Below are 25,801 nucleotides of genomic sequence, written 5' to 3'. Positions count from 1 at the left end.
TGTCCTCACATTACCATTGTAAAATTTCCTGTTTCAGTTCCCCCTGCACGTCCAGCAGACACTGCAGCAGCAGCGGGTTGAAGGCTCCGCACTCGCCGTTCGTGATCATCTGGACAGCCGTTTCGTGCGGGAAAGCCTTTTTATAGCACCGTTCGCTGGTCAGTGCGTCATACACATCCGCCATGGAGACCAGCTGGGCGCTGATGGGGATATCGTCGCCCTTCAGCCCGTCCGGGTAGCCTTTGCCGTCCCAGCGCTCGTGGTGCCAGCGGGCGATCTCGTAGGCGGTCTGCAACAGCGGCTGGTCTGCAAAGCTTTCAGTCTTTTGCAGCATCTCTGCGCCCAGCATACTGTGGGTCTTGATCACCGCAAATTCTTCTGCGGTCAGCTTGCCGGGCTTATTCAGGATGGCTTCGTCAATGCCGATCTTGCCGATATCGTGCAGCGCCGACGCCAGCGGGATGTTATCCTGCTGCTCGGGGGTCAGGTCGTAGCGGCTGGTCAGCTCTATCAGCCGGTGCAGCAGCGTCTCGGTGATGATGCGGATGTGCCGCACATGAGAGCCGGACTCGCCGTTACGGAACTCCACGATCTGGCTCAGCACACCCACCAGCACATCGGTGTTCTTTTCCCGCGCGCGGATCTGGTCAGACACCATCTGCACCAGCCGCCGCTGCTTGGCGTACAGCTTGATGGTGTTGGACACCCGGCGGTAGACGATCTTTGCGTCAAAGGGACGGTTGACATAGTCGCTGGCACCCAGCTCGTAGGCCTTGCGGATGGCTTCCTCCGAGTCGTCACTGGAGATCATGATCACCGGCACGTCCTCGATGGTGTGGTTGGTGTTCATGGTGCGCAGCACCTCAAAGCCGTCCATGACCGGCATATTGATATCCAGCAGCACCAGCGAAATCTGCCCGGCGCACCACGTTTTCCATAGGGTCGGCAAGGGTCTGCAGCGCGCCGCCGATGCTCAGCGACAGCCGGAAGTGGGGGTAGCCCGGCACCACCGTTTGCTGCACGGCGGTGCGGATCTGCTCCAGCTTTACCTTGAAATAATCCGCCGGGATGCCGGGCAGCACCAGCAAAAACTCGTCGCCGCCGTAGCGGATCAGCAGATCTGTTTCCCGGATGCAGCTGCGGATGGCCTTTGCAACGGTTTCCAGCGCCAGATCTCCGGCGTGGTGGCCGTAGGTATCGTTGCAGATCTTGAAATCGTCGATATCCATCAGGGCGATGCCTGCCGGGCCGAGGTTATTGCGCACCACTTCCTCGTAAAAGCGGCGGTTGTAGGTGCCGGTCAGGGCGTCGTGGTTCAGCCGATGCCGGTAGCGCTTTTCTTTTTCCATGCTCCGGGCAGCGGTCTGGGCAAACTGCGCCTTCTGCTCCTCCATCTGCTGCATCATCCGCAACAGATTATGGTTGGCGGTTTCCAGCGCCTCCCGCTGGGTACGGTTCTGCTGTTCCAGCTTTTCCCGCAGTTCCATATAGGGGGTGATATCCGTGATCGTGCCCACGATATAGCCTTTGCCGTACCATTCCACCTGATTGGCAGCGTTGGTGACCCAGCGGTAGCCGTTTTTGCCCAACAGCCGAAAGATGTTGTCACCATTCTTGGCGTAAGTCGCGCTGTTTTCCGCGTTCCGGTAGCGCAGCCCGGTCGCCAGATCATCCGGGTGCACCAGCGCGGTGTAGCGGTTATCGAACCTTGCCGCAAACTCTGCCCGCCCCCAGCCCAGTATCTCCAGAAAGCGGTCGCTGATATAAATAAAGGGATAGCCTTTTTCCGGGTCCTCTGCGCAGCAGTGAAAGCCGCCCGGTATATTCTGTGCATAGCGTTCCAGCCGCAGAAATCCTTTTTTTATTGTCTCGTCTGTTTCCATTTTACCTTTCCTGCCTTTTTCTCCGCGCGCCGCAGCACGCAGTACCCCCTGTTACCGCAATTTCAAACTTTACCTTCCTGTACACCCTGCTTTTGGGCATACTGTAACAGTGTAATTCTATTATCAAAACTGCCTAGATGCAAGCATTTTTTGCCAGTTTTGCCAATGGAAAGGCAGGTAAGGCAACGCAAAAAAGCCGCCGCACAAAAAGTGCAGCGGCTTTGCGGGGCGTCACCTCACAGCCAGCGCTCTGCGATGATCCACCACATACCGGGCAGGTTGATCCGACCCAGCAGATGCTCCAATACGATCAGCATGGTATTCTCCTTTCAGACCGTCCGTTTCAGCCGAACAGCCCCTTCAGTAAAAACAGAAGCAGCTTTGCAAAGCTGCCGCCGCCCAAAAGGCTGAGCAGCGGCCCAAGGCCTTGAAACATGGAAGGTTTGCTCCTTTCGTTTCATTCCGTCCCGACTGCTGCCGGGTGCCGGTCTGCTTTATATACGAACCAGCCCGCCGCAGGATTGCAAATGCCGTGGTGGTAAATATTGGGAGTAATGCAGCTGCCGTCTGCCTTTACGACCCCTTCCCGTGAAAAAGTTGCTCAGAAACGCCCGCAGGCGTTTCTGAGCAACAAATCAAAAATACTATTTCCGCTGAAAATGCCCATAGCAGCGCGGAGGGCATTCCAAATCGTCTTACTTAAAACGCTTCCATGCCGGGGTAGACGGCGCTTTCGCCCAGCTGCTCCTCAATGCGCAGCAGCTGGTTGTACTTTGCCACACGCTCGGTGCGGCTGGGTGCACCGGTCTTGATCTGGCAGGTGTTCAGCGCCACCGCCAGGTCCGCAATGGTAGTGTCCTCGGTCTCGCCGGAGCGGTGGGAGCTGATGGCGTTGTAGCCGGCCTTGTGTGCCATCTTGATGGCTTCCAAGGTCTCGGAGACAGAGCCGATCTGGTTCAGCTTGATCAGGATAGCGTTGCCCGCACCCAGCTGGATGCCCTTTGCCAGACGCTCGGTGTTGGTCACAAACAGGTCGTCGCCCACCAGCTGCACCTTGCCGCCCAGCTCGCGGGTCATCTGCTGCCAGCCCTCCCAGTCCTCTTCGTCCAGACCGTCCTCGATGGAGATGATGGGGTACTTTTCCACAAGGCTCTTCCAGTGCGCGATCAGCTCGGCGGAGGTAAACTCGGTGCCCGCCTTGGGCAGCTTGTAGAAGCCCTTGCCCTTGGGGCTCTTCCACTCGGAGGCGGCGGCGTCCATTGCCAGCATAAAGTCCTTGCCCGGCAGATAGCCCGCCTTTTCGATGGCAGCCAGAATGGTCTCGATGGTCTCCTCATCGCTGGAAAGGTTGGGCGCAAAGCCGCCCTCATCGCCCACGGAGGTAGCCAGCCCCTTGGACTTCAGGATGGCAGCCAGCGCATGGAACACCTCGGCGCACCAGCGCAGCGCTTCCTTAAAAGAGGGTGCGCCCACCGGCATGATCATAAACTCCTGTGTATCCACAGTATTCGTTGCGTGTGCGCCGCCGTTCAGAATGTTCATCATGGGCACAGGCAGGCGGTTGCCGTTTACGCCGCCCAGAAAACGGTACAGCGGCATCTCCAGCGAAGCGGCTGCTGCGCGGCAGGCTGCAATGGACACCGCCAGAATGGCGTTTGCGCCCAGATTGGACTTATCCTTGGTACCGTCTGCTTTGATCATGGCGGCGTCGATGGCGTAAATGTCGGAGGCATCCATGCCCACCACTGCGTCCGCAATGACCGTGTTGATGTTCTCCACCGCCTTGGTCACACCCTTGCCCAGATAGCGGCTCTTGTCGCCGTCCCGCAGCTCCAGTGCCTCAAACTCACCGGTGGATGCGCCGGAAGGGGCACAGCCGCGCGCCACAGTGCCGTCCGCCAGCGTGATTTCGGCTTCCACAGTGGGGTTTCCGCGGGAGTCTAAGATCTCGCGGCCAACAACAGCTTCAATTTCCAGATAATTCATCTTGAAACCCTCCTGAATATCATTTTCTCTCCCGTACTGCCCGGGCGGGCAGACGGGGAACTGCTCTATTTAGACGGTTATATATAACTAACCGTCAATATCCTACCACGCTTTGCACCCCGGCGCAAGAGCCGGTGCGTATGTTTGCAGACCTAAATTTTTAACGGGAACACAAACCGCCGTGGAAAACCCGTTTACAGTCTGCCCCCTTGCGGCAGCGGGGATACGTTATGCTTACCATGTGTTTTTTATATGGCATATATGCCAAAAATTTTCTTTACTTTTTGGTGATTCGGTTCTATACTGGTTGCGGCGTTTTCGCTGTTTTCCCATTTATAGTCGTTATAGAGGAGGATTTTTGCAATGAATAAGGATCTGACGGTGGGCAAGCCGTCACAGGTATTGTGGCAATTCTGTCTGCCCATGTTCGGCAGCATCATTTTCCAGCAGCTGTACAACATCGCGGATAGTCTGGTAGCAGGCAAGTTCATCGGTGAGAACGCACTGGCTGCGGTGGGCAACAGCTACGAGATCACCCTGATCTTCATCGCCTTTGCCTTCGGCTGCAACATCGGCTGCTCGGTCATCGTGTCCCGCTACTTTGGCGCAAAGGAATACCGCGAGATGAAGACCTCGGTCTACACCTCCCTCATCGGCTCTGCCGTGCTGTGCGCCGTGCTGATGGGCATCGGTCTGTTTGGCTGCGACGCCCTGCTGGAGCTCATCAACACCCCGGAGGAGATCCTTGCAGATTCTGCGCTGTATCTGGATATCTACGTTCTGGGCCTGCCCTTCATGTTCTTCTACAACATTGCCACCGGCATCTTCTCTGCCCTTGGCGACAGCAAGACCCCCTTCTACTTCCTTGCAGTCTCTTCTTTGTCCAACATCGGCGTGGACATCCTGTTTGTGGCAGGTTTCAAGATGGGCATCGCCGGTGTGGCATGGGCTACCTTCCTGTGTCAGGGTGTCAGCTGCGTGCTGGCCATGGTGGTGGTGTTCCGCCGCATCCGCGCTTTCCACACCGAGGGTCATGTGCAGCTGTTCTCGTGGAATATGCTGGGCAAGGTGGCCGTGGTGGCTGTGCCCAGCATCCTGCAGCAGAGCTTTGTCTCGGTGGGCAACATCATCCTGCAGAGCATTATCAACACCTTTGGTGCCAGCGTCATTGCAGGCTACTCTGCCGCCGTCAAGCTGAACAACATGGTCATCACCTCTTTTACCACCCTGGGCAACGGCATCTCCAACTACACCTCCCAGAACATGGGTGCCGGCAAGATGGACCGCGTCAAGGAAGGCTTTGGCGCAGGCCGCAATCTGGTGTGGCTGCTGTGCGTGCCGCTGGTGGTGCTGTACTTCTTCTTTGGCCGCTTTTTGCTGCTGCTGTTCATGAACGACCCGCAGGGCCCTGCCATTGACACCGGTATGCTGTTTTTGCGCATCCTCTCCCCCTTCTACTTTGTGGTATCGGTCAAGCTGGTGGCAGACGGCATCCTGCGCGGCTGCGGCCTGATGGTGCGGTTCATGATTGCCACCTTCACCGACCTGATTTTGCGCGTGGGCATTGCCGCCGTGCTCAGCGCCACCGCGCTGGGCTCCACCGGCATCTGGATGGCATGGCCTGTGGGCTGGTGCATCGGTACGGCGCTTTCCATGGTGTTCTACGTCACCGCCATCCGCAAGGCACTGGCAGAGCCGTTGGCTGTTGCCGAGGCCGAGGGACAGGCCGCCGAAGTCCGCGCCGAGGCCGAATTTGCCGCCGACGCCGAGATGGAGACCCTGTAACCATTTTGCAACTTGTGAATTTGTTTCATGTCACAGATAAACAAAATGAACAATTTGAAATAGTGCACAAAATCACGCTTTAATTTTTGTATAAAGTATCAACAAAGCCGAGAAAATGCGCCCAAAAGTATGGACGGTTTGTGAATTGCGGATTTGAACCCAGATAGCTATAATAACAGACAAGAACAGAAGCAAGGCCGCTTTAGAGGGGAAGGGCCTTGCTTCCGTTTTTATCAATTTACTTTATAGAACACTCCGGAGGAGGAGATTTTTATGAAAAAGATGATCACTCGTCGTCAGTTCATGGCTGCTGCCGGTGTTGTTGCCGCAGCAAGCGCTCTGACTGCCTGCGGCGGTTCTTCCGCAAGCACGGCCGCTTCTTCTGCAGCCGGTTCCGCTGCTGCTTCCGGCAGCACTATCAAGGTGGGTGTGATGGGCCCCCTGACCGGTGACGCTTCCGTTTACGGTCAGGCTGTTGTAAACGGTGCCAGCCTGTACATGAAGCAGGTCAATGCCGATGGCGGTGTCAACGGCAAGCAGCTGGAGATCATCACCATGGACGAGCAGGGCGATGAAACGCAGGCTGTGACCTGCTTTACCAAGATGGTGGATCAGGGCATCACCGCTCTGGTGGGCGATGTAACCACCGCTCCCACGCTGGCTGTTGCCGCCGAGAGCGCCGATTACAATATGCCTATGGTCACCGCTTCCGCTACTGCCGAGGCTGTTACCTACGATGCCGAGACCGACACCGTGAACGGGAATGTGTTCCGTGCCTGCTTCACCGACCCCTTCCAGGGCGTGAAGATGGCAGATTACGCTTACGAGAAGCTGGGCTACACCAAGGCAGCCGTCATCTTCCTGAAGGGCAAGGACTACAACGAGGGTCTGGCCGAGAACTTTGCCAAGGAGTTTGAGGCAAAGGGCGGCACCGTCGTGGATCAGGAGAGCTACTCTGAGGGCGACGTGGACTTCAAGACCCAGCTGACCAGCATCCTTGGCAAGAACCCCGAGATGGTGTTCTGCCCCAACTACTATCAGGAAGTGGGTCAGATCCTGGCTCAGGCTGAGAGCATCGGCTTGACCGTTCCCTTCCTCGGCGGCGACGGCTGGGATGGTCTGGAGGGCTACGCCACCGCTGACCAGCTGAAGGACTCCTACTTCTGCGCCTGCTACGCTAAGGGCTCCAGCACCGCGTTTGAGGATGCCTACAAGGCCGAGTACGGTGAGGCCTACCCCAACGGCTTTGCACCTCTGGGCTACGATGCTGCCATGACCGTCGTGTACGGCATTAAGGCTGCCGAGGAGCAGGGCCTCGAGGCCGGCTCCGACGAGTACAAGCAGGCCGTCATCGATGCCATTGCCGGCGGCACCATCGAGGGCATCACCGGCACCTTTACCTTCGACGAGCATCACAACCCCGTCAAGAGCACTGCCATCCTGACCTACGTGGACGGCAAGCCCGAGCTGAAGGAAATGTTCTGATCCGCGCTGTTCCATCCACCGGTGATGGAGCCGCCCGCACAGAGCAAACCCCATGATTTTTTTGGAGAACGCCGGAACAGCTTTTTTCTGGTCAGGCGTTCTCCGTTTTTTATATCAAAAAGTGTAAACGCCGCAAAGAAAGGAAGTATCCAACCATGACAGTGTTCTTTAGCCAGCTGATCAACGGCTTGTCCCTTGGCAGCATCTATGCACTGATCGCACTGGGCTACAGCATGGTGTACGGCATTATCCTGCTGCTGAACTTTGCCCACGGCGATGTCATCATGGTGGGCGCATACATGTCCTGGTTCGTCATGAACCAGCTGGGTCTTGGCCCGGTCACCGCTGTGTGCGCCACCATCATCACCTGTACGCTGCTGGGCGTGGTGATCGAAAAGATCGCCTACACCCCCCTGCGCAGCGCACCCCGTATCTCGCTGCTGATCACCGCCATTGGTGTCTCCTTCTTTCTGGAGTACACGGCAGAGCTGATCCTCGGCTCGGGCGCAAAGGTGATCCCCGCCTACTACACCAACCAGACCTTCCGTCTGGGCAAGGTGCCGCTGGGTCTTACCTCCATCATCACGCTGGTGGTCACCGTGCTGTCCATGCTGGTGCTCACCTTTCTGGTGCAAAAGACTAAACTCGGCAAGGCCATGCGCGCCGTTTCGGAGGATATGGATGCTGCCCGTCTGATGGGCATCAACGTCAACAGCACCATCTCCTTTACCTTTGCCGTGGGCTCGGCGCTGGCGGGTATCGGCAGCGTGCTGTACTGCTGCTCCTACCCGCAGGCTACCCCCACCATGGGCTCCATGCTGGGTCTGAAGGCCTTCGTCGCCGCCGTGCTGGGCGGCATCGGCTCCATCCCGGGTGCCATGGTCGGCGGCATTGCCATCGGTCTGTGCGAGTGCTTTGTTTCCGCCATCGGCCTTTCCGCATGGAAGGACGCTGTTACGTTTGCAATTCTGATCATCGTGCTGCTGGTCAAGCCCACGGGCTTCCTTGGCCGCAAGGTGCAGGAAAAGGTGTAAGGGGGCATAACGATGAATACCAAACGCAAGACCCTCAAAATGCCCGTGCGCTACCTGATGAATCTGGTGCTGGTGGGGCTGCTGTTCGTGGGGCTTTCCTATGTGACCGGCAATATGCTGTCCACCTACCAGAATAAGGTGCTGCTGACCGTGGGCATCAACATCATTCTGGCCGTCTCGCTGAACGTTGCCACCGGTTATCTGGGGCAGCTGCCGCTGGGTCACGCCGGTTTTATGGCGGTAGGTGCCTACGCCTGCGCCCTGTTCACCAAATCCTCGGGCCTGCCCAAGGGCGTGGCCTTTGCCATCGGTCTGGTGCTGGCATGGGTGATCGCCGGGCTGTTCGGGGTGCTTATCGGCATCCCTGCCCTGCGCCTGACCGGCGACTATCTGGCCATCCTGACGCTGGGCTTTGGCGAGATCATCCGCATCACCCTGAACAACATTGATGATGTGCTGGGCTTCAAGCTGTTCTACGGCTCCAAGGGCCTGAAGAACATCCCCAAGTATTCCAACTTTACCAACGTGTTCCTGTGCGTGGTCATTACCTGCTTTTTGATCCACGCCATGATGAAGAGCCGCCACGGCCGCGCCGTGCTGGCCATCCGCGACAACGAGATCGCCGCCGAGAGCTGCGGCATCCAGACCACCTATTATAAGGTGATGGCCTTTGCCTTCTCCGCTGCCTTTGCAGGCTTGGCGGGCGGCCTGTACGCCTGCTACATCGGCGTGCTGAACCCCTCCACCTTCGGCTTTATGAAGTCCATCGAAATTCTGGTCATGGTGGTGCTGGGCGGCATGGGCTCCATGCTGGGCTCCATTCTGTCCGCTACCGTGCTGACCATCCTGCCCGAGGCTACCCGCAGCTTTGAGAGCTACCGCATGGTGGTCTATTCGCTGGTGCTGGTGCTGATGATGATCTTCCGCCCGGGCGGACTGCTGGGCAGCTACGATTTCTCCCTGAGCCGCATCGTGGAAAAGGCCATGAATGGCGAACTGTTCCGCAAACATACCAAAAAGGAGGCCGCTGACCATGAGTGAGTTCAAGACCAGACTGCACAGTGTGCCCTCCGGCGGTTTTCTGACCGACCGCGACAAGGACAAAAAGCCCATTCTGGACGTGCGTGAGCTGGGTATCGACTTCGGCGGTCTGACCGCTGTGGACAACTTTAACCTGATGATCGGCCGCAACGAGATCGCCGGTCTGATCGGCCCCAACGGTGCCGGTAAGACTACGGTGTTCAACCTGCTCACCAACGTCTACCAGCCCACCCGCGGCTCCATCCTGATCGACGGGATGCCCACCGCCGGGAAAAAGACCTATCAGGTCAACCGCATGGGCGTGGCGCGTACCTTCCAGAACATCCGCTTGTTCAAGGAGCTGAGCGTCATCGACAACATCAAGGTGGGTCTGCACGAGTCCATGAAGTATAATCTGGCGTCCTCTCTGCTGCGGATGCCGAACTACTGGAAAGAGGAAAAGCAGTGCACCGAGCGTGCGCTGGAACTGCTGGACATCTTCCACATGGCAGACCTTGCCAACGCACAGGCCGGCAGCCTGCCCTACGGCGCACAGCGCCGGTTGGAGATCATGCGCGCACTGGCTACCGGCCCGAAGCTTCTGCTGCTGGACGAGCCTGCCGCCGGTATGAACCCCTCCGAGACGGCCGAGCTGACCGAGACCATCCGCCGCATCCGCGACGAGTTCAACATTGCCGTGCTGCTCATCGAGCACGACATGAGCCTTGTCATGGGCATCTGCGAGGGCATTGCGGTGCTGAACTTCGGCCGCATCATCGCCAAGGGCACCCCGGACGAGATCCGCGATAACCCGCAGGTCATCGAGGCCTATCTGGGCAAAAAGGAGGGCTGAGCCATGGCTGATACATTACTGAAGGTGGACGGCATCAACGTCTACTACGGCAACATCCACGCCGTAAAGGATATCTCTTTCACCGTCAATGCGGGCGAGATCGTCACCCTGATCGGTGCAAACGGCGCGGGCAAATCCACCACCCTGAAAACCATTTCCGGCCTGCTGAAGCCCCGCACCGGCGATGTGCTGTACAAGGGCAAGAGCATCAAGGGCGTGCGCGCCCACAAGATCGTGGAGAGCGGCCTTGCACAGGTACCGGAGGGACGCCATGTGTTTTTGCACATGACAGTGGACGAGAACCTTGATATGGGCGCCTACACCCAGCCCGCTTCTACCATTGCCGCCAACAAGGAAAAGGTGTTCACCCTGTTCCCCCGCCTGAAGGAGCGCCGCAAGCAGCTGGCGGGCACCATGTCCGGCGGCGAGCAGCAGATGCTGGCCATGGGGCGTGCGCTCATGAGCAACGCTTCCATGCTGATGCTGGACGAGCCCTCCATGGGTCTTTCGCCGCTGCTGGTGCAGGAAATCTTTGACATCATCCGCGACATCCACAAGGAGGGCATGACCATCCTGCTGGTGGAGCAGAACGCACAGATGGCGCTTTCGGTGGCCGACCGCGCCTATGTGCTGGAGACCGGCCGCGTGGTCATGGACGGCACCGGTGCCGAGCTGCTGACCAACGAGCGCGTCCGCAACGCCTATCTGGGCGGGTAAACGGAAAAATAGTTTGATTTGCAGTTCCGAAACGCCCATGGGCGTTTCGGAACTGCTTTTTCTGCTATCACTTTACTTTCGTAAAAAATTGTGCCATAATGGGTGCAGTATTCCGGCTTTGCAAAAGCCACGCCCCGGCTCGGGAAAGCGGGGCGCAAACCACACAGAATGAGGGGTAAACGTTATGAGCAAGATCATCATCCCGGCAAACTACACACCCGCGCTGAATCTGTACGACACCCAGCGCGCCATCGGCACGGTGAAGCGGCTGTTCGCTGATACCCTGTGCGCCACGCTGAACCTGTACCGCGTGTCCGCACCGCTGTTTCTGGAGGCTTCCACCGGCCTGAACGACGACCTGAACGGCGTGGAGCGCAAGGTGACCTTTGACATCAAGGACAGTGGCACCGAGGCACAGGTGGTGCAGTCGCTGGCAAAATGGAAGCGGCAGGCGCTGAAGGACTACGATTTCCGCGTGGGCAAGGGTCTGTACTGCGACATGAACGCCATCCGCCGGGACGAGGAGCTGGACAACCTCCACTCGGTCTATGTGGACCAGTGGGACTGGGAAAAGATCATCACGGTGGAGGACCGCAACGAGACCTACCTGAAAAACGTGGTGCGCTGCATCGTGTCTGCGGTGTGCGCCACCGAGATGAACCTGCACGCCATGTTCCCCCAGCTGCAGGATCTGCCCCTGCACACCCCCAACGTAACCTTTGTCACCTCACAGGAGCTGGAGGATAAGTACCCCGATCTGACCCCGAAGGAGCGGGAGAATGCCTTTGTCAAGGAGAACGGCACCACCTTCCTGATGAAGATCGGCGCACCCCTGCGCAGCGGCAAGCCCCACGATGGCCGCGCCCCGGACTATGACGACTGGGATCTGAACGGCGATTTGCTGTTCTGGAACGACCCGCTGCAGTGCAGCTACGAGCTGAGCAGCATGGGCATCCGTGTCAGCCCGGAAAGCATGGACAAGCAGCTGACCATGGCGGGCTGCGACGACCGCCGCACCCTGCCTTTCCACAAGGCGGTGCTGGCTGGTGAGCTGCCCTATACCATCGGCGGCGGCATCGGCCAGAGCCGCCTGTGCATGCTGCTGCTGGGCAGCGTCCACATCGGTGAGGTGCAGGCCAGCGTGTGGGACAAGGCCACCCGCGAGGCCTGCGCCAAGGCCGGCATCCCGCTGCTGTAAGCGGAACGTTTTTTCAGCGGAAAAAATATTTTTGATTTGAAATACAGCCAAGCCTGCGGGCTTGGCTGTATTTCGCTTTTTCTTTTATAAAAACCAAGAAGGGACAGCCCGCGGGCTGTCCCTTCTTCTGTTTTATATATTATTAGTTCTGCTTTTTCCAGCGGCGCATGACACCCATGCCCAGTGCATAGGGGCCGGTGTGCACCGCAATGGTGCAGCCGATCTGCAAAAGCCCTACCTCACACTGTGCGCCGGGGTACTTGGCGCGCAGGGCGGCACGGGTCTGCATCCACAGACGCTTGCCCTCGTCGGCATCGTAGCCGTAGCCCACCGTGATGCGGTAATCGTCCGGGGTGCCGCCGTGGGCATCCAGATAGTTCATCAGCTGCTCCAGCGCCTTTTCAAAGCTCTTCTGGCGGCCGCGGGCTACGCCGCCGGAGAAGATCTCGCCATCCTTGAACAGGATCATGGGCTTCAGCCCCAGCATATTGGCGGCGCGGCCGGTCACCTTGCCGATGCGCCCACCCTTGATGAGGTAGTCCAGATCACCCACGGTGAAGAAGATCTGGTTGGTGGATTTTTCTGCTTCCAACCAAGTCACAGTCTCGTCCAAGGTGCAGCCTGCATCCCGCATGGCCACGGCATTTTCCACCATGGTGGATTCGGTCACGGTGGCGGCGGCAGAGTCGATGACCTCGATGCGGGCATCGGGGTAGTCCTCCAGCACCAGATCCCGGGCGTTGCGGGCGCTGCCCACGCAGCCGCTCATCTTGCCGGTGAACACCAGACACAATACCGCCCGACCCGCCTCGGCGTGTGCGCGGAAGGTCTTTTCAAAGTCCTCGATGGAGGCCAGACTGGTCTTGGGGTAGGCCGCCGGGTTATCCACCATGAACTGATAAAAGTCCCGCACAGGGATCTCCAGCCCTTCCTTGCGGTAATGCTCGCCGTCCAGCGATACATAAAAGGGCACGACCTCGATGCCAAGCTGCTTGGCGGTGTCCAGCGTCAGGTCGCAGGCGCTGTCGGTAATGATATCAAACATCTGTGACGCTTCCTTTTCTGAAACTCGGGGGCTGCTTTTTGCGGCAGCTCAGCCGCGGTGGATGTAGGCCTCGCGCTCTGCGCCCACCGAGATATAGGTGATCTTGCAGCCCACAGCCTTTTCTAGGTATTCCACATAATCGCGGGCCTGCTGGGGCAGGTCCTCCCACTTGCGGGCTGCGGTGATATCGCAGTGCCAGCCGGGCAGGTACTCCACCACGGGCTGAGCGGTATCCAGTGCCTCACCCATGGGGAAGCGGGTGGTGGTGGTGCCGTCGGTCAGCTTGTAAGCGGTGACCATGGGGATCTTTTCCATGTAATCCAGCACATCCAGCAGGGTCAGAGCGACCTCGTCGCAGCCCTGGCAGAACACGCCGTAGCGGCTTGCCACCAGATCGATGGGGCCCACGCGGCGGGGACGGCCGGTGGCTGCGCCGTACTCGTGGCCAGCCTCACGCAGAGCGTGCTTCTCTTCCTCGGTCATAGCCAGTTCGGCGGCGAAGGGGCCGTCCCCCACGCAGGAGGAGTAGGCCTTCATGACGCCGATGGAGTTGTTCAGCTTGTGGCCGGGGATACCGGCACCGATGGGTGCATAAGCACCGATGACGTTGGAGGAGGTGGTGTAAGGGTAGATACCAAAGTCGATATCGCGCAGTGCGCCCAGCTGTGCCTCAAACAGTACCTTCTTGCCGGCTGCATCGGCATCGGCCAGATACTGACCCACATCGCAGATATAGTCCTTGAAGATGGCGGCATACTTTTCGAGCCATGCCCACATCTCGTCCACGCTGATGGGCGCTGCGTTGTAGCTGCCCTCCATGACCAGATTCTTGGAATCCACCATGGTGACCAGACGCTTCTTCACGGCGTCGTCCAGATGCAGCAGATCGCCCATGCGCAGGGTCTTTTTCATGTACTTGTCGCCGTAAGCGTAGGCAATGCCGCGCTTGGTGGAGCCGAACTGTGCACCGGTCTTGGACAGGCGTGCCTCCTCCAGGCCATCCTGCTCCACATGGTAGGGCATGGTGATGGTTGCGCGGTCGGAAATCTTCAGGTTTGCCGGGGTGATCTCAATGCCCTGCTCGCGCAGCTTATTGATCTCGCCGTCCAGATGATGCGGGTCGATGACCATGCCGTTGCCCATAACGCACACGACGTTGGGGCGCAGGATGCCGGAGGGCAGCAGGTTTAGCACGAACTTGCCGCGCTCGTTTTTAACGGTATGGCCTGCGTTGTTGCCGCCCTGATACCGTGCAACGATGTCGTACTCCTGGCTGATCAGGTCGACCATGCGGCCCTTGCCCTCATCGCCCCAGTTGATACCCGTAATTGCAGTAAGCATAATAAATGACCTCTTTATCCTTTTTTCAAAAGACAGCCTTTTCCGTGCACCTTGCCCGGGATACGCTACCTTGGGTAAAACGCACCGGTTTGCTGCCCTTGCGGCATGCACCAATGCTATTATAGTATAGCACAGTCTGCCGCGCAAAAAAAGGGGGAATGCACCTTTTTGCGGCGGATTCCCCCTTTAAAATCCCGTTCTCAGCTGCGCTCCCCGGTCAGGTCGGTGCGGCGGGTCACCTTGTGGATGGTGCCGTCCGGTTCCTGAATGGACGTGCGCTCCAGCTGGCTGCGCAGGCTGGCTTTGATGTCGGCCAGATACTCCTGCCGCAGTGCCTGCTGCTCGGCTTTTTCGGCCTCGGTCAGGCCGGTGGTCTTGCTCTTTTTGGCCAGCGCATTGATGCGGGCGATCTTTTCTTCTGTCATGGGGGGAACCTCCTGTATTTCATCGTAAAATATGCTATAATGTAGGCAAGACCATTATAGCAAAGGATGATACCAATGGCAACACAACGCAACTATGCCCAGCAGATGGACGCCGTGCTGGCGGGCCTTGGCGATACCCGCCCGCGGCTTTTGCTCCACGCCTGCTGCGGCCCCTGTTCCAGTGCCGTGCTGGAACAGCTGTGCCGGTATTTTGAGATCACGGTGCTGTACTATAACCCCAACACATGGCCGGCAGCCGAGTATTACCGCCGGGGCGAGGAGCTGCAAAAGTTTGTAGCAGCCGCCCACCCGCTGGGGGTGACCGTGGTGGAGGACACTTACGACCCGCAGCAGTTCTACACCGCCGTAGCCGGGCTGGAAAACGAGCCGGAGCGCGGCAGCCGCTGCACCGTCTGCTACCGGCTGCGGATGCGCCGCGCGGCGCAGTACGCACGGGACAACGGCTTTGACTGGTTCACCACCACCCTGTCCATCAGCCCCCACAAGGACGCTGCCCGCATCAATGCCATCGGGCAGGAGCTGGAGGCAGAGTTCGGGGTAAAGCACCTGCCCTCGGACTTCAAAAAGCACAACGGCTACCTGCGCAGCCTGCAGCTTTCGGAGCAGTACGGCCTGTACCGGCAGGACTACTGCGGCTGCGAGTTCAGCGCAAAGGCAAGAGGCATTGAAGGATAACGCAAAACGATTTGAAATGCGCTCCGCCTTCGCTTTGCGCATCATCAGCGGAATCATTATTTATAATTTCGGGGTTCAGGAAAGTCTGCGGACTTTCCTGAACCCCATTTTCACAGAAAGGGTTATAGGGAGGCGGCACATCATTCCTCCGGCAGTCTTGCCACCAGCAGGGTAAAGACCACCAGACCCACGCAGGGCACGATGTTGGAAGCCATACCGGCGGCAAGCCCCGCACGCTCGGCCACGATGCCGATGACCCACGGCATCAGGATGGCGCCGCTGGAGGCCACCGGCAGCATGATGCCCATGCTGGTCACGCTGGTCATGCGGCCTGCGCTGGCCACGGCGGTGGGGTTCAGCCCGGACATGGAGATGGCAAAGGCAAACAGCAGCGCAATGGCTGCGCCCTGCGTGTGCGCCATGACCAGCAGCACATAGAACACGGTGCACAGCACGCTCATGCCCACCATGGCCTTGCGGGGATTTTTTAAGGGGAACACAAAGGCGATGAGCAGACGCCCCACCAGCGTAGCGCCCCACATCACGGTGACGGTGTAGGCCGCCAGCGTGCCCGCAATGATACCGCTGCCCTTGAAGTAGGTCACCATCCAGCCGTTGACGCTCTGCTCGGCGGCGTTCTGGAAGAACAGCAGCCCGGTCAGCAGCCAGAAGCGGGCAGAGCGCAGAAAGCTCCAGTCGATGGCTTCCTTCTCGGCGCTGCTTTTACTCTTGCCGCCGCGCAGCGGGGTAAAGACGTACACCAGCCAGAGCACAAGGCCCACGGCTGCCAGCAGAAAGACCGCCAGCTCGGTGCTTACCCGGGCTGCCGCCGCAATGAGGAAGGGGCACAGCAGTGCGCCGCAGGCGTAGCAGCTGTGCATCAGGTTCATGCCCCGGGTGCGGTCGGCGGAGTGATCGCTGACCAGAATGGTACAGGTGTTGATAACGCTGCCCTTAGCGATGCCCACCACAAAAAAGGCCGCTGCCAGCAGCACCACTGCGCCGGTCAGCCCCATGACGGCGTAGCCCACCGCATAGCCGATGGTCAGCAGCAGCACACTGCGTTTCATGCCCAGCGCACTGGGCAGCATGCCCATCAGCAGCCCTGCCAGCAGGTTGCCCACGCTCATCAGGGAGAGCAGTGTACCGGTCATGCCGTAGGCAAAGCCGTAGCGCTCCTGCAGCAGACTGACCACCACACCTGCGCTGATGGCACAGATGCCGCTGAAGAAAAAGGTCGCAAAGCCCGCATTGCGCAGGCGCGTGTTCTGTTGTTCCATGGTGTTCCTCTCCTTGCGGAAATATCCTTTCTCTATTTAACCATTTTTTCGCATCTTTGCAACCGGATTTTCTTACAAAAAGCAGCAAAAAAACTGCCGCACAAAACGTGCAGCAGTTTTTTCTTTTATGATAAGTATTTCTCAGTCCAGATCTTCGGCTTCCAGCACCGCAACGCCTTCGTTTTCAAAGGTCTTGCGGAGGATATCAGCCAGACCCGGGTTGGGTGCCTTGTTGTGGATGCACAGAATGATCTTACCGTTCAGGCTGGCAGCCTCCACGCCCACGGATGCACCGTCCGGCGGCACCCAGACGCCAAAATCCGTGGTGTACTGTGCCAGTTCCGGAGTGGCGGGCATGAGCGGATTGCCCAGATAGCTGAGCCAGAAATCCGAAATAGTGCCGCCGATGTACTCGCCCATCTGGAACACCCGCTGCTTGATGCGCAGGGGTGCCTTTTGCTGGTTCACCTTGTACACCCAGCCCATCTGGTCGGCCATACGGTGACGCTTGGACTCCGGCTGCAGGTCCCGCTTGATGTCTGCATCTACATCAGATACAAAATCTGCCAGGCGGGTCTGGGCTTGCAGCTGCACCGTATGCCCAAAGCTGCATACGCAGTTGTACAGCGCATTCGGCACACCGGCCACATCGCGGGTATCGGAGGAGTAGGAATACTGGATCTTCTCCTTGCCCAGATACTCCCGCATGGCCATACACAGCAGACCCATCAGAGCGCTTACCGGCTTTGCGTTGTTCGCCAGCGCTTTTTCCACAAGGCTCTGCTTGCTCAGGCACACCCGGGTGCGGCGCAGCGCACCCTCGTAGGTCTGCACCACATCCCGCTGGATGACATCGCTCCCGTACTCCACAGGCGGGTACTCTGCCAGCATGGCCTCCATATCATAGGGCGGGTCGCACACGATCTGCGGCACCGCAAAGGCCGTGCCGTAACGCAGGTTGCAGTACTGCTCCAGAATGCTGGTGAGCAGGGGCGATACCCCGTGGCCGTCCAGCAGGAAGTGATGCCAGTCAAAGTAGACGGTATCCCCTTCGCAGCTGACGCAGAACAGGTAGCCGTTCGTCTGTTCCGGGATATTGCGCATGGTGCTGCCGGGGTACACAAGGCAGGGCTCCGTATTGGGCTCCAGCCACATCTCCCGCTTTTCCTGCACCAGACGCTGCGTATAATAAGGCGCACTTGCCAAGGCCGCTGTCAGTGCCCGCTGCAAAAGGGTGATATCCACCGCATCCCGCAGCGAGAACTGGTACCGGCACTGGATCTTTTCCCGACGGAAAAAGTACATGATTCCCTGAAAGTTATATTCCGTCGAGCGCTGCTGTGTTTCCATTGGTTTTTACCCCACGTTTGCTGCCAGATAATCCACCAGATCACCCATGGTGACAAAGTTGCGCAGCTCCTTTTCCGGGATGCGCAGGCCAAAGGTCTCCTCAAGATCTGCCACAATGGTCAGGATCTCCATAGAGGACAGATCCAGATCGTCCATCAGGACGCTGCTTTCGGTCACATCCTCCGGCGATACCTCTGCGACATCCTCCAGAATAGCCGTGATCTGAGAAATGATTTCTGCACGTTCCATCGTATTATGCTTCCTTTCTGTTGCGTTTTACTTGCGCACCAGCTTGCCTGCGCCGTTGCGGGGCAGCGGCGTTTCGCTGAATTCCACCACGCCAATGCGCTTGTACAGCGGGACGGTGCGGTTCATCTGGGCAATAAAGTCCCGCACCGTCTGCTGGTGCTCCTTTTCACAGTATACCACAACACCTATCTTTTTGCCCAGTTCTTTTACGATACATTCCTGTACGGCAGGACATTTTTCTAACATGCCCTCCAGCTCTTCGGGGCTGACGTTCTCGCCGCTGTCCAGAATGATCAGGTTCTTCTTGCGGCCGGTAATGTAGTAGTAGCCGTCCTCGTCCACCCGGGCAAGGTCGCCGGTGTGGAACCAGCCGTCCTTGTCGATGACCGCAGCGGTGGCCTCGGGGTCCTTGTAGTAGCCCAGCATGATGCTGTCGCCCCGGATGCACAGCTCTCCGTCCGGCTCGAGCTTGTAGTCCAGATAATCGTTGCCCTGTCCCACAGCGCCGATGTGCTTTGCATCCTGCGCGTAGTTGATGATGCCATCGCCGCAGGTCTCGGTAGCGCCGTAGGTCTGCACCACGAACATCCCGTTGGTGGCCATATCCAGCATCACCTGCGGGTCAAACATCGCAGAGGAGCAGATGGGCACCCACAGCTCGCCCAAGCGCTCCTTGCGGCCGCGCATCACGTCCTTGTGCAGGGAGTTCATGATCACCGGCACCACCGCCATGACCTGACTGGGCATCCGCCGGATCTCCTTATAGAAGTTGCGGATATCGCCGCTGATGTTCAGCGCCCAGCCCCCGTGTGCCCAGGAGAACAGGCAGATGAATGCGCCCAGATGGAACATGGGCAGCACCGTGTACTGGCTGACCACAAGCTCCGGGTCGTGCTTATACTCCATCATGCGCTCACCGATCTGCACATGGGCGCGCATCACGCTGAAGAAGTTGCGCTCGCTCAGCATCACGCCCTTGCTGCGTCCGGTGGTGCCGGAGGTGAACATCAGGATCATCAGGTCATCGTGGCCGATGCAGCGGGGCATCTCTGCCACCGGCTCATAAGCGCGGAAGCCGTCCATGGGGCGCAGAATGCTGCCGTAGGCGGCCTGCAGCTGCTCTTTTGTGCCGTAGTCGTCGCCGTCGGTCAGGATGGCAGCGGGGTCCACCAGCCCCAGCTCGTAGGACAGCTCGTCCCAGCTCTTATGCTGGTTGAGCAGTACCAGCACGCCGCCCGCCAGAATGATGCCGAAGGTGTTCACGGCATACTCGTAGCAGTTCTTGTTCAGCAGACAGATCTTTTTGCCCTTGATATCCGGGATGGTGCTCTGGAAGTAGCTGACCGCACGGCGGATGTCCCGCGCGTAGTCCTTATAATGGACTGCGGTCACCTCGTCCGTTTCCTTATCATAAAAGCGGAGCGCCACACGCTCCGAAAAACGCTGTTCCATATTCAGGGTGACCAGATCATACACGTTGTCCAATACCTTGATCATTGTATTTTCCTCCTGCGTTGTTATTTCATCCTGCGGCAGTGCGCTGTACTGTGCTCAGTATACAATATTTTCCAATGCAATGCAATACTTCTGCAACATTTAATTTCTCACTTTGACAACTTTCAATTGCATATCTTGGGATACGCCCCGGCCAAATTCTACCTTTCGTTGCAATCCGCCGGTTTTCGTGCTACAATTTTTAGCGCAAAATACCAGTTCCGGTATGGTGCAGACTGCAAAACAAAATTGACAGTCTCTATAAAAAGCATTATACTAGCCATATATCATGGCAATGCTGTATAAAAACTGATCATTTGCGCCGTATCCGGCTTTTTTCTCGAGGGGGTATTGGCCCGGCGCAGGGAAGGAATCTTTCATGGAAACAACCAAGCCCCGCACTGTCAACTCCATCGGGATGTTTGATATGCTCAAGGGCGCTGGGATGCTGGCCATCGTGCTGGGACACACTGCGGAGCTTTACCCACTCCAGCTGGAGGGCGGCCTGTCGCTGACGGCCTTTGTCGGCTTTATCTACCGCGAAACGCTGATGGCGGCCTTTTTTATTGCCAGCGGCTACGGCTTCCGCAAGCGCTCCATCAGCAAGTGCATCCACCAGCAGCTCAAAAGCCTGCTCAAGCCCTTTTGCTACACTGCGGTGTTCACCACGGTGCTGCACTTCATCATTCATTATAAAACCTTTCACTATCTGCCCGGCTCCATGACTGAGAGCATCAAGGTGGCGGGCGGCTTTCTGCTGGGTCTGCCCCATACTGCCACCTACTTCGGGCAGGAGTTCTTTTCCTGTGGGCCCATGTGGTATCTGCTGGCGCTGTTGATGGGCTGGATCTTACTGGACGTTATCCTGAACATCTTCCCGGAGCGGTACATCCCTTGGGCGGTGGGCGGTGCCGCCCTGCTGGGCTGGGGTGCCAGCCTTGTATGGGAGCTGCCCTTCTGCCTGATCCAGGGCGCGGTGATCACGCCGTACCTGTACCTTGGCTACCTTGCCAAACGGCAGCATTGGCTGGATCAGCCTTTGTCCCGCCGGATGTCCTGCATCCTGTGGGCAGCCGTACTGCTGATCCCGGCAGCCGCCCTTGCCACCCGCCGCACCGACTGTGTATCCATGGCCGAGTGGTCGCTGGGCCCCATCAGCATCCTGCTGGACGGCCTTGCCGGTCTGCTGTTTATCCGGCTGTTTTTGCGCTGGAGCCAGCGCCGCAACCCGCTGGTGCGCTTTTTCGAGGCCATTGGCCGCCGTTCTCTGTACATCTTCTGCGTACATACGGTGGAGCTGATCGCCATTCCGTGGTATCTGTTCGCCGCCAAATACGCCGACCGCCCTGTTTTGGGCATCAGCCTGCAATACATCCTTTCGCTGGGCTCCATCTGGCTGATCTGCGCCCTGCTGCAGCGGCGGCGGGATCTGATCATCAAGTTGTTCCCCGCCCGGCGGCGCACCCCTCAGGTACATTACGCCCCGCGGCACTGATTTTTCTGAATGTTTTGGCTGCGGCGGTGCAGCTGTTATAGGATAAAGGAAGAGGAGGATCCCGTTATGAACCACGATGCCCCCATGACCCCTGCTGCCATGCAGGCGCACATTGCCGAGCTGGAGCAGCAGCTCAAGCTTTCGGACGAGGGTGTTTCCCAGCTGGCGCAGCGGTGTCTGGAGCTGGAGCAGCAGCTGCTGGCTTGCCAGACCGAGCTTGCCAAGCACAGCGCCGAGGCTGAGAATATCACCCTTACCCTGCCGCAGCTGTTCTACGACACCGGCAGCGGCTTTTCGCCCCGGGAATGCCTGACTGCCACCGAGGATGTCTACAACGAACTGACCCACGAGGTCTCGGTCACCTTTGTCCTGCCGGAGGACGCACGCGCCATCCGGCTGGACCCCGGCGAGCTGGCCTGCTGCATCACCGACCTTGCCATCTCGGACGAGCGCATCAGCTTCCAGTCGGTCAACGGCCTTCTGCTGCAGGAGGACAGCCTGCTGTTTTTGGACGTAGACCCCAACCTTTCGCTGCACTGCACCACCGGCTTTGGTGCCGGCATGAAGTTTGCGGTGAACTATCACTACTACCCGCTGGGACGTTTTCTGCACGAGCAGCCCGGCAAGTCTCTGCTGCGGGCGCTGAACGACCTGAAGCTTGAGAACGCCGCTGCCGCGCAGGAGGCAGAGGAAGTATTGCAGGCCAGCCGCGCCGAGTGTATGCGGCTGAACCAGCAGCTGCTGACCTTGCAGGGCATCCAGCACGAATATCAGGTTTCGCTGGAAACGATGCGCGCCAGCAGCAGCTGGCGGCTGACCGCCCCGCTGCGCAGACTGCTGAACCTAGTGCGCGGTCACTGAGCCCGCCCGATATTCTGCCCGGAGGAGTTGGATCATGTACACCAGTTACAGTACCCTGCAGCGCAAGCAATTGTGCAAGCAGGTCTATACCGATACCCAGAGCACCTATCTTCTGGTCTACGCGCCGGGGCGTCACAAGGCGCTGCAAGCGGCGCTGCAAAACCAGCTGCACCGCAAGTTCCGTCTGGTGACCCGGCTTGAGGACGAGCTGACCCCCGATGTAGCCGGGGTGCTGCTGGTAAGCGAGGATGTGGAGTGCACCCCCACCGCCCTGACTTATTTTGCCGCCGCCCTGCGGGAGGGCGCAGACCTTGCGGTCTGCGACGCCTCCTTTGGCTTTGACGGCTCCACCGCCCTGTACCTGAGCACCCGGCACCTGCCCGGCAGCAGCTGCGCACTGGTGTCCCGCGCATTGCTGGACAAGGTACGCGCCGCCGCCCGGGGCAAGGACAGCGTTACCGAACTGCTGCGTCTGGCCCACGCCATGGCGCAGCACAGCCGCTGCATCCCGCAGGCGCTGCTGCACTTCCGCCGGGAGCTGTGCGCCGACGATGTATTCTCTGCCAAGGGCCGCCGTGCGCTGATTTTGAGCCATGAGCTGACCATGACCGGTGCGCCCATCGTGCTGGTAAGTGCCGTGCCGGTGCTGCGTAGCTTAGGCTTTGAGGTGGTGGTGCTGGGACCCTCGGATGAAGGCTCGCTGCCGCTGTTTCTGGACGCCGGGGCCGCTGTGGTCACCCGCCCGGACTGCGTTACTTCCAGCGCCCTGTGGGGGCTGGCCACCAGCGCAGACTTTGTGCTGGCCAACACGGTGGTGGAAGCGCCGGTGGTGAACACCCTGAACGGCTCCTTTGTGCCGGTGCTGTGGTGGCTGCACGATGCCTTTGCGGGCTACCCCTTCATCTCCCACAGCATCCCCAAGGCGCTGGGCAAAAACGTGCACCTCTGCGCCGTAGGCTCCCACGCCACCGCCGCCATGCACTCCGTCCGGCCGGATTTTGCCATCGAGCAGCTGATCTACGGTCTGCCGGACTATGCAGCCGAGCAATTCTCCCGCTATGACATCAGCTTTGCCGGGGGGCGTCCCCTCTTTGTGACGGTAGGCTCGCTGGAACACCGCAAGGGTCCGGACATCTTCTGCAACGCCATCCGGCTGCTGCCCTCTGCAGTGCGGGAAAAAGCTGCCTTCCTTTTTGTGGGCAAAGCCGCCGACAAGGGGATGTACAACGCCGTGGACAGCTTGGTGCGGGACTATCCCCAGACCGTTTTCTACCGCAAGCGGCTGGAGCGCCCGGAGGTCAAATCCCTGATGGAGCAGTGCAACTGCGTGGTGTGCGCCTCCCGGGATGACCCCATGCCCACCTTCGTCACCGAGGGACTGATCTTCGGCAAGCCCTCCATCGTATCGGAGCACACCGGCACCGCCGGGCTGGTGACCGAGGGCGTGGACGGCTTCCTCTACAAGGACGACGACCCGCAGCAGCTGGCCGACAAGCTGGCCTGGGCCATCGAGCACCCAGAGGCGCTGGCTGCCATGCACGGCAGCTGCCGCCGCCTGTATGAGCAGCAGTTCTCCAACGAATCCTATGTCGCCACCCTGACAAGGCTGGTAAAAGAGCTGACGGACGGGGAAGAATCATGAAAAAACACTGCCGGACAGCTGCACGCTGCCCGGCATTGCTTTTTCACGGGAGAGGTCTCCCCATTTTATCAAATCCCCCAAATTGCCCAACAAAGTTCCGCTTCCGTTCACAAAGGGCGGCGGGAGATGTGCTATACTGGTTCCAGAATTTCCGGTTGTGAAAGGAGTTTTGTTTCCATGAGCCAAGCCGCCGCGCAGCAGCCCTCCCGCAAAAAGGCCGTGATCTCTCTGCTGGTGCTGCTGGCACTTACCTGCATCATCGTGTTCACTTTTAAGGATCACTGGGCCGAGATCACTGCGGCGCTGGCGCAGCTTTCGGTGTGGCAGGTGCTGGCGGTGCTGGCGGTCGGCATCAGCTACCCCCTGCTGGAGGGGTGCGTGGCGTGGGTCATCGTGCGCAGCCGTCTGCCGCAGTTCACCCTGCGGCAGGGGCTGGATGTGGGCTGGTGCGGCACCTTTGGCAACGTGGTCACGCTGGGTGCCGGTGCTGTTCCGGTGCAGCTGTACTACCTGCACCGGGCCGGGCTGCCGCTTGGCCCCGGCGCAGGGCTGATGACGCTGGAATACGTTTTCCACAAGAGCACGGTGCTCCTGTACGCCACCGTGATGCTGCTGTTGCAGCACCGCTGGCTTGCCGCCAACACCACCGGTGTCATGCGGTATCTGCCCATGGCATACGCTGTGGTAGCGGTAATTATTGTGGCGCTGGTGCTGCTGTGCGTCTCGCCGCTGGTGCAGAACCTCGCCCGCTGGCTGCTGGGCTTTTTGCCCAAGACCGAAAAGTGGCAGCAGCGCCGCGCCGACTGGCTGGAACAGCTGGAGGTGCTGGGCACCGAGAGCCGCCGCCTGCTGACAGATAAGCCCCGCTGCCTGAAAATTTTTGCCCTGCAGGCACTCAAGCTGTTCGGGCTGTTCTGCCTGCCCTACCTGTGCATCCGGTTCATGGGGCTTTCCCCGCTGGGCTTCTGGCAGGTGCAGCTGCTCACCAGCCTGATGCTCTTCGTCTCCAATGCCCTGCCCAATGTAGCCGGGATGGGCTCGATCGAAACCGCCTTTCTGCTGGTGTTCGGCAGCTTTCTGGAGCAGGGCGAGGTGATGAGCGTGCTGATGCTCTACCGCATCGCCAGCTATTATGTGGTATTTGCCGCCAGCGCCGCGGGCTTTTTCATCGCCCAGCGGCATCTGGCGCAAATGGAGCCGCCAAAGGAGGGGTGAGCAGATGAAAAGCTTCCACATTCCCCGCACCGCTTTATTTTTTATCCTGTTTGCACTGGCAGCTTTTGCGGTGCTGTACCGTCCCATCGACCTGAAAGCGCTGGTGCGCGCCAGCTCGCAGGGCACGCTCCGCACCGAGGAAGTGGCGCATTTTGGCAGCACAAACGACATGGACTATCACCTCCTCTCCATGGACAGCGAAGAGTTCCAACAAACGGCAGAATTGCTTTCCACCGTCTCCTGCCGCAAAAAGCTGAACCAGAACTATTCTGCCTACACCCACGATACCTTCCCGGTGCAGTCGGTCACCGTCAGCTTTTATGACGATGCCGAGAACCAGAAGTTTCTGCTGACGGTGTATTCTGACGGCGTGTGCATCCTGAACAGCGCCTTTGTCAGCGTAAAATACCCCGGCGGCGGCGCAGCGCAGCTGTATGAACAGCTGGCGGGGATGGGGCAGTAAAAACAAAAAACGGGGCGTGCAGTTGGTCAAGCTGCACGTCCCGTTTTTGTTTTCTTTGCGTCGGCTGTGGTACCAAACACAGCCGGTGCCGCGCCGGAAGCAGCAGAGCAAACCGTGCTGCCGCTTCCCGTAGAAAAGAGAAAGGAATGGAGGAATGGAGCGGAGCGCTTGCAGACGCTCCTTTTTCTGGTGCAACGTGGTTAGAATTAGCTAACCGCCGCTGCGAGAACAGGATACCACAGTCAGTTAGTCTTGTCAACCCTTAATTTGCAAATTTTTTCGCA

General features: G+C 58.9%; 23 protein-coding genes. 13 read left to right on the top strand and 10 right to left on the bottom strand.

Features of this window, described 5'->3' with window-relative positions:
• Positions 1–10 precede the first annotated feature (10 nt).
• The 3 genes from MTP43_RS14455 to eno form a co-directional block, all read right to left on the bottom strand.
• A complete protein-coding gene (locus tag MTP43_RS14455; protein WP_369334294.1) occupies positions 11–904 on the bottom strand; it encodes an HD domain-containing phosphohydrolase in 894 nt (297 codons plus the stop codon).
• On the bottom strand, positions 864–1,883 hold the full coding sequence (locus MTP43_RS14450; RefSeq protein WP_369522021.1) for a sensor domain-containing diguanylate cyclase: 1,020 nt from the start codon (positions 1,881–1,883) through the stop codon (positions 864–866). The genes MTP43_RS14455 and MTP43_RS14450 overlap by 41 nt, the downstream gene beginning before the upstream one ends.
• Positions 1,884–2,582: 699 nt before the next feature.
• Entirely contained in the window at positions 2,583–3,869 is a 1,287-nt protein-coding gene (gene eno / locus MTP43_RS02010; protein ID WP_015537309.1) for a phosphopyruvate hydratase, read from the bottom strand.
• A 363-nt stretch (positions 3,870–4,232) separates the two neighbouring features.
• Here eno and MTP43_RS02005 point away from each other — a divergent pair, with 363 nt between their 5' ends.
• From MTP43_RS02005 to asnA, 7 genes are all read left to right on the top strand, one after another.
• On the top strand, positions 4,233–5,654 hold the full coding sequence (locus MTP43_RS02005) for an MATE family efflux transporter (RefSeq protein WP_005922997.1): 1,422 nt from the start codon (positions 4,233–4,235) through the stop codon (positions 5,652–5,654).
• A 273-nt stretch (positions 5,655–5,927) separates the two neighbouring features.
• Complete coding sequence (locus MTP43_RS02000) at positions 5,928–7,139, top strand: ABC transporter substrate-binding protein (RefSeq protein ID WP_097782984.1); 1,212 nt, start codon at positions 5,928–5,930, stop codon at positions 7,137–7,139.
• A gap of 155 nt (positions 7,140–7,294) precedes the next feature.
• Positions 7,295–8,173 carry a branched-chain amino acid ABC transporter permease gene (locus MTP43_RS01995; RefSeq protein WP_005922993.1) on the top strand — a complete coding sequence of 293 codons (879 nt, stop codon included), beginning with the start codon at positions 7,295–7,297 and terminating at the stop codon, positions 8,171–8,173.
• A 12-nt stretch (positions 8,174–8,185) separates the two neighbouring features.
• Positions 8,186–9,214 (top strand): branched-chain amino acid ABC transporter permease, encoded by a 1,029-nt coding sequence (locus MTP43_RS01990; protein WP_005922992.1) that lies wholly within the window; start codon positions 8,186–8,188, stop codon positions 9,212–9,214.
• Complete coding sequence (locus MTP43_RS01985) at positions 9,207–10,046, top strand: ABC transporter ATP-binding protein (protein ID WP_005922990.1); 840 nt, start codon at positions 9,207–9,209, stop codon at positions 10,044–10,046. The genes MTP43_RS01990 and MTP43_RS01985 overlap by 8 nt, the downstream gene beginning before the upstream one ends.
• A 3-nt stretch (positions 10,047–10,049) precedes the next feature.
• The gene (locus tag MTP43_RS01980; RefSeq protein ID WP_005922988.1) at positions 10,050–10,763 is read left to right on the top strand and encodes an ABC transporter ATP-binding protein; all 714 of its coding nucleotides are present in this window, start codon (positions 10,050–10,052) and stop codon (positions 10,761–10,763) included.
• Between the two features lie 184 nt (positions 10,764–10,947).
• Entirely contained in the window at positions 10,948–11,961 is a 1,014-nt protein-coding gene (gene asnA / locus MTP43_RS01975) for an aspartate--ammonia ligase (RefSeq protein WP_113620742.1), read from the top strand.
• Positions 11,962–12,103: 142 nt separating this feature from the next.
• Here asnA and MTP43_RS01970 read toward each other — a convergent pair whose 3' ends face one another.
• From MTP43_RS01970 to MTP43_RS01960, 3 genes are all read right to left on the bottom strand, one after another.
• Entirely contained in the window at positions 12,104–13,006 is a 903-nt protein-coding gene (locus MTP43_RS01970; protein ID WP_113620741.1) for a DegV family protein, read from the bottom strand.
• Positions 13,007–13,054: 48 nt separating this feature from the next.
• A complete protein-coding gene (locus tag MTP43_RS01965) occupies positions 13,055–14,347 on the bottom strand; it encodes an adenylosuccinate synthase (RefSeq protein ID WP_097782982.1) in 1,293 nt (430 codons plus the stop codon).
• A 200-nt stretch (positions 14,348–14,547) separates the two neighbouring features.
• On the bottom strand, positions 14,548–14,772 hold the full coding sequence (locus tag MTP43_RS01960; RefSeq protein ID WP_097785386.1) for a DUF896 domain-containing protein: 225 nt from the start codon (positions 14,770–14,772) through the stop codon (positions 14,548–14,550).
• Between the two features lie 66 nt (positions 14,773–14,838).
• On the opposite strand from MTP43_RS01960, the gene MTP43_RS01955 reads away from it, so the two are divergent.
• The gene (locus MTP43_RS01955; RefSeq protein ID WP_113620740.1) at positions 14,839–15,468 is read left to right on the top strand and encodes an epoxyqueuosine reductase QueH; all 630 of its coding nucleotides are present in this window, start codon (positions 14,839–14,841) and stop codon (positions 15,466–15,468) included.
• A 140-nt stretch (positions 15,469–15,608) separates the two neighbouring features.
• Here MTP43_RS01955 and MTP43_RS01950 read toward each other — a convergent pair whose 3' ends face one another.
• The 4 genes from MTP43_RS01950 to MTP43_RS01935 form a co-directional block, all read right to left on the bottom strand.
• A complete protein-coding gene (locus MTP43_RS01950) occupies positions 15,609–16,748 on the bottom strand; it encodes an MFS transporter (RefSeq protein ID WP_113620739.1) in 1,140 nt (379 codons plus the stop codon).
• Positions 16,749–16,889: 141 nt separating this feature from the next.
• Positions 16,890–18,098, bottom strand: coding sequence for a hypothetical protein (locus MTP43_RS01945; protein ID WP_113620738.1), 1,209 nt, complete (start codon positions 18,096–18,098; stop codon positions 16,890–16,892).
• A gap of 6 nt (positions 18,099–18,104) precedes the next feature.
• Positions 18,105–18,347: an acyl carrier protein gene (locus MTP43_RS01940; RefSeq protein ID WP_005922973.1), complete on the bottom strand. Its 243-nt coding sequence runs from the start codon at positions 18,345–18,347 to the stop codon at positions 18,105–18,107.
• Between the two features lie 27 nt (positions 18,348–18,374).
• A complete protein-coding gene (locus tag MTP43_RS01935; protein WP_113620737.1) occupies positions 18,375–19,844 on the bottom strand; it encodes a class I adenylate-forming enzyme family protein in 1,470 nt (489 codons plus the stop codon).
• A 376-nt stretch (positions 19,845–20,220) separates the two neighbouring features.
• On the opposite strand from MTP43_RS01935, the gene MTP43_RS01930 reads away from it, so the two are divergent.
• The 5 genes from MTP43_RS01930 (at position 20,221) to MTP43_RS01910 (ending at position 25,517) form a co-directional block, all read left to right on the top strand.
• Positions 20,221–21,336 (top strand): acyltransferase family protein, encoded by a 1,116-nt coding sequence (locus MTP43_RS01930; protein ID WP_005922967.1) that lies wholly within the window; start codon positions 20,221–20,223, stop codon positions 21,334–21,336.
• Positions 21,337–21,402: 66 nt separating this feature from the next.
• Positions 21,403–22,197, top strand: coding sequence for a hypothetical protein (locus MTP43_RS01925; RefSeq protein WP_170126657.1), 795 nt, complete (start codon positions 21,403–21,405; stop codon positions 22,195–22,197).
• A 34-nt stretch (positions 22,198–22,231) separates the two neighbouring features.
• Positions 22,232–23,839 carry a glycosyltransferase family 4 protein gene (locus MTP43_RS01920; RefSeq protein ID WP_113620736.1) on the top strand — a complete coding sequence of 536 codons (1,608 nt, stop codon included), beginning with the start codon at positions 22,232–22,234 and terminating at the stop codon, positions 23,837–23,839.
• 177 nt (positions 23,840–24,016) lie between these two features.
• Complete coding sequence (locus tag MTP43_RS01915) at positions 24,017–25,054, top strand: lysylphosphatidylglycerol synthase transmembrane domain-containing protein (RefSeq protein ID WP_113620735.1); 1,038 nt, start codon at positions 24,017–24,019, stop codon at positions 25,052–25,054.
• Positions 25,055–25,058: 4 nt separating this feature from the next.
• Complete coding sequence (locus MTP43_RS01910) at positions 25,059–25,517, top strand: hypothetical protein (RefSeq protein ID WP_097782974.1); 459 nt, start codon at positions 25,059–25,061, stop codon at positions 25,515–25,517.
• Positions 25,518–25,801: the final 284 nt, after the last annotated feature.

This window comes from Faecalibacterium sp. IP-1-18 (assembly GCF_023347355.1).
In the GTDB taxonomy this organism is placed as follows: Bacteria; Bacillota; Clostridia; order Oscillospirales; family Ruminococcaceae; genus Faecalibacterium; species Faecalibacterium prausnitzii.
Note: the sequence above shows the minus strand (reverse complement) of the source record. Positions and strands in the feature narration are given on the sequence as shown.

Bases quoted from the DNA above. Each gene is read 5' to 3' on its own strand.
- MTP43_RS14450 (WP_369522021.1), bottom strand. From the start codon at position 1,883: ATGGAAACAGACGAGACAATAAAAAAAGGATTTCTGCGGCTGGAACGC.
- eno (WP_015537309.1), bottom strand. From the start codon at position 3,869: ATGAATTATCTGGAAATTGAAGCTGTTGTTGGCCGCGAGATCTTAGAC.
- MTP43_RS02005 (WP_005922997.1), top strand. From the start codon at position 4,233: ATGAATAAGGATCTGACGGTGGGCAAGCCGTCACAGGTATTGTGGCAA.
- MTP43_RS02000 (WP_097782984.1), top strand. From the start codon at position 5,928: ATGAAAAAGATGATCACTCGTCGTCAGTTCATGGCTGCTGCCGGTGTT.
- MTP43_RS01995 (WP_005922993.1), top strand. From the start codon at position 7,295: ATGACAGTGTTCTTTAGCCAGCTGATCAACGGCTTGTCCCTTGGCAGC.
- MTP43_RS01990 (WP_005922992.1), top strand. From the start codon at position 8,186: ATGAATACCAAACGCAAGACCCTCAAAATGCCCGTGCGCTACCTGATG.
- MTP43_RS01985 (WP_005922990.1), top strand. From the start codon at position 9,207: ATGAGTGAGTTCAAGACCAGACTGCACAGTGTGCCCTCCGGCGGTTTT.
- MTP43_RS01980 (WP_005922988.1), top strand. From the start codon at position 10,050: ATGGCTGATACATTACTGAAGGTGGACGGCATCAACGTCTACTACGGC.
- asnA (WP_113620742.1), top strand. From the start codon at position 10,948: ATGAGCAAGATCATCATCCCGGCAAACTACACACCCGCGCTGAATCTG.
- MTP43_RS01970 (WP_113620741.1), bottom strand. From the start codon at position 13,006: ATGTTTGATATCATTACCGACAGCGCCTGCGACCTGACGCTGGACACC.
- MTP43_RS01965 (WP_097782982.1), bottom strand. From the start codon at position 14,347: ATGCTTACTGCAATTACGGGTATCAACTGGGGCGATGAGGGCAAGGGC.
- MTP43_RS01960 (WP_097785386.1), bottom strand. From the start codon at position 14,772: ATGACAGAAGAAAAGATCGCCCGCATCAATGCGCTGGCCAAAAAGAGC.
- MTP43_RS01955 (WP_113620740.1), top strand. From the start codon at position 14,839: ATGATACCAATGGCAACACAACGCAACTATGCCCAGCAGATGGACGCC.
- MTP43_RS01950 (WP_113620739.1), bottom strand. From the start codon at position 16,748: ATGGAACAACAGAACACGCGCCTGCGCAATGCGGGCTTTGCGACCTTT.
- MTP43_RS01945 (WP_113620738.1), bottom strand. From the start codon at position 18,098: ATGGAAACACAGCAGCGCTCGACGGAATATAACTTTCAGGGAATCATG.
- MTP43_RS01940 (WP_005922973.1), bottom strand. From the start codon at position 18,347: ATGGAACGTGCAGAAATCATTTCTCAGATCACGGCTATTCTGGAGGAT.
- MTP43_RS01935 (WP_113620737.1), bottom strand. From the start codon at position 19,844: ATGATCAAGGTATTGGACAACGTGTATGATCTGGTCACCCTGAATATG.
- MTP43_RS01930 (WP_005922967.1), top strand. From the start codon at position 20,221: ATGGAAACAACCAAGCCCCGCACTGTCAACTCCATCGGGATGTTTGAT.
- MTP43_RS01925 (WP_170126657.1), top strand. From the start codon at position 21,403: ATGAACCACGATGCCCCCATGACCCCTGCTGCCATGCAGGCGCACATT.
- MTP43_RS01920 (WP_113620736.1), top strand. From the start codon at position 22,232: ATGTACACCAGTTACAGTACCCTGCAGCGCAAGCAATTGTGCAAGCAG.
- MTP43_RS01915 (WP_113620735.1), top strand. From the start codon at position 24,017: ATGAGCCAAGCCGCCGCGCAGCAGCCCTCCCGCAAAAAGGCCGTGATC.
- MTP43_RS01910 (WP_097782974.1), top strand. From the start codon at position 25,059: ATGAAAAGCTTCCACATTCCCCGCACCGCTTTATTTTTTATCCTGTTT.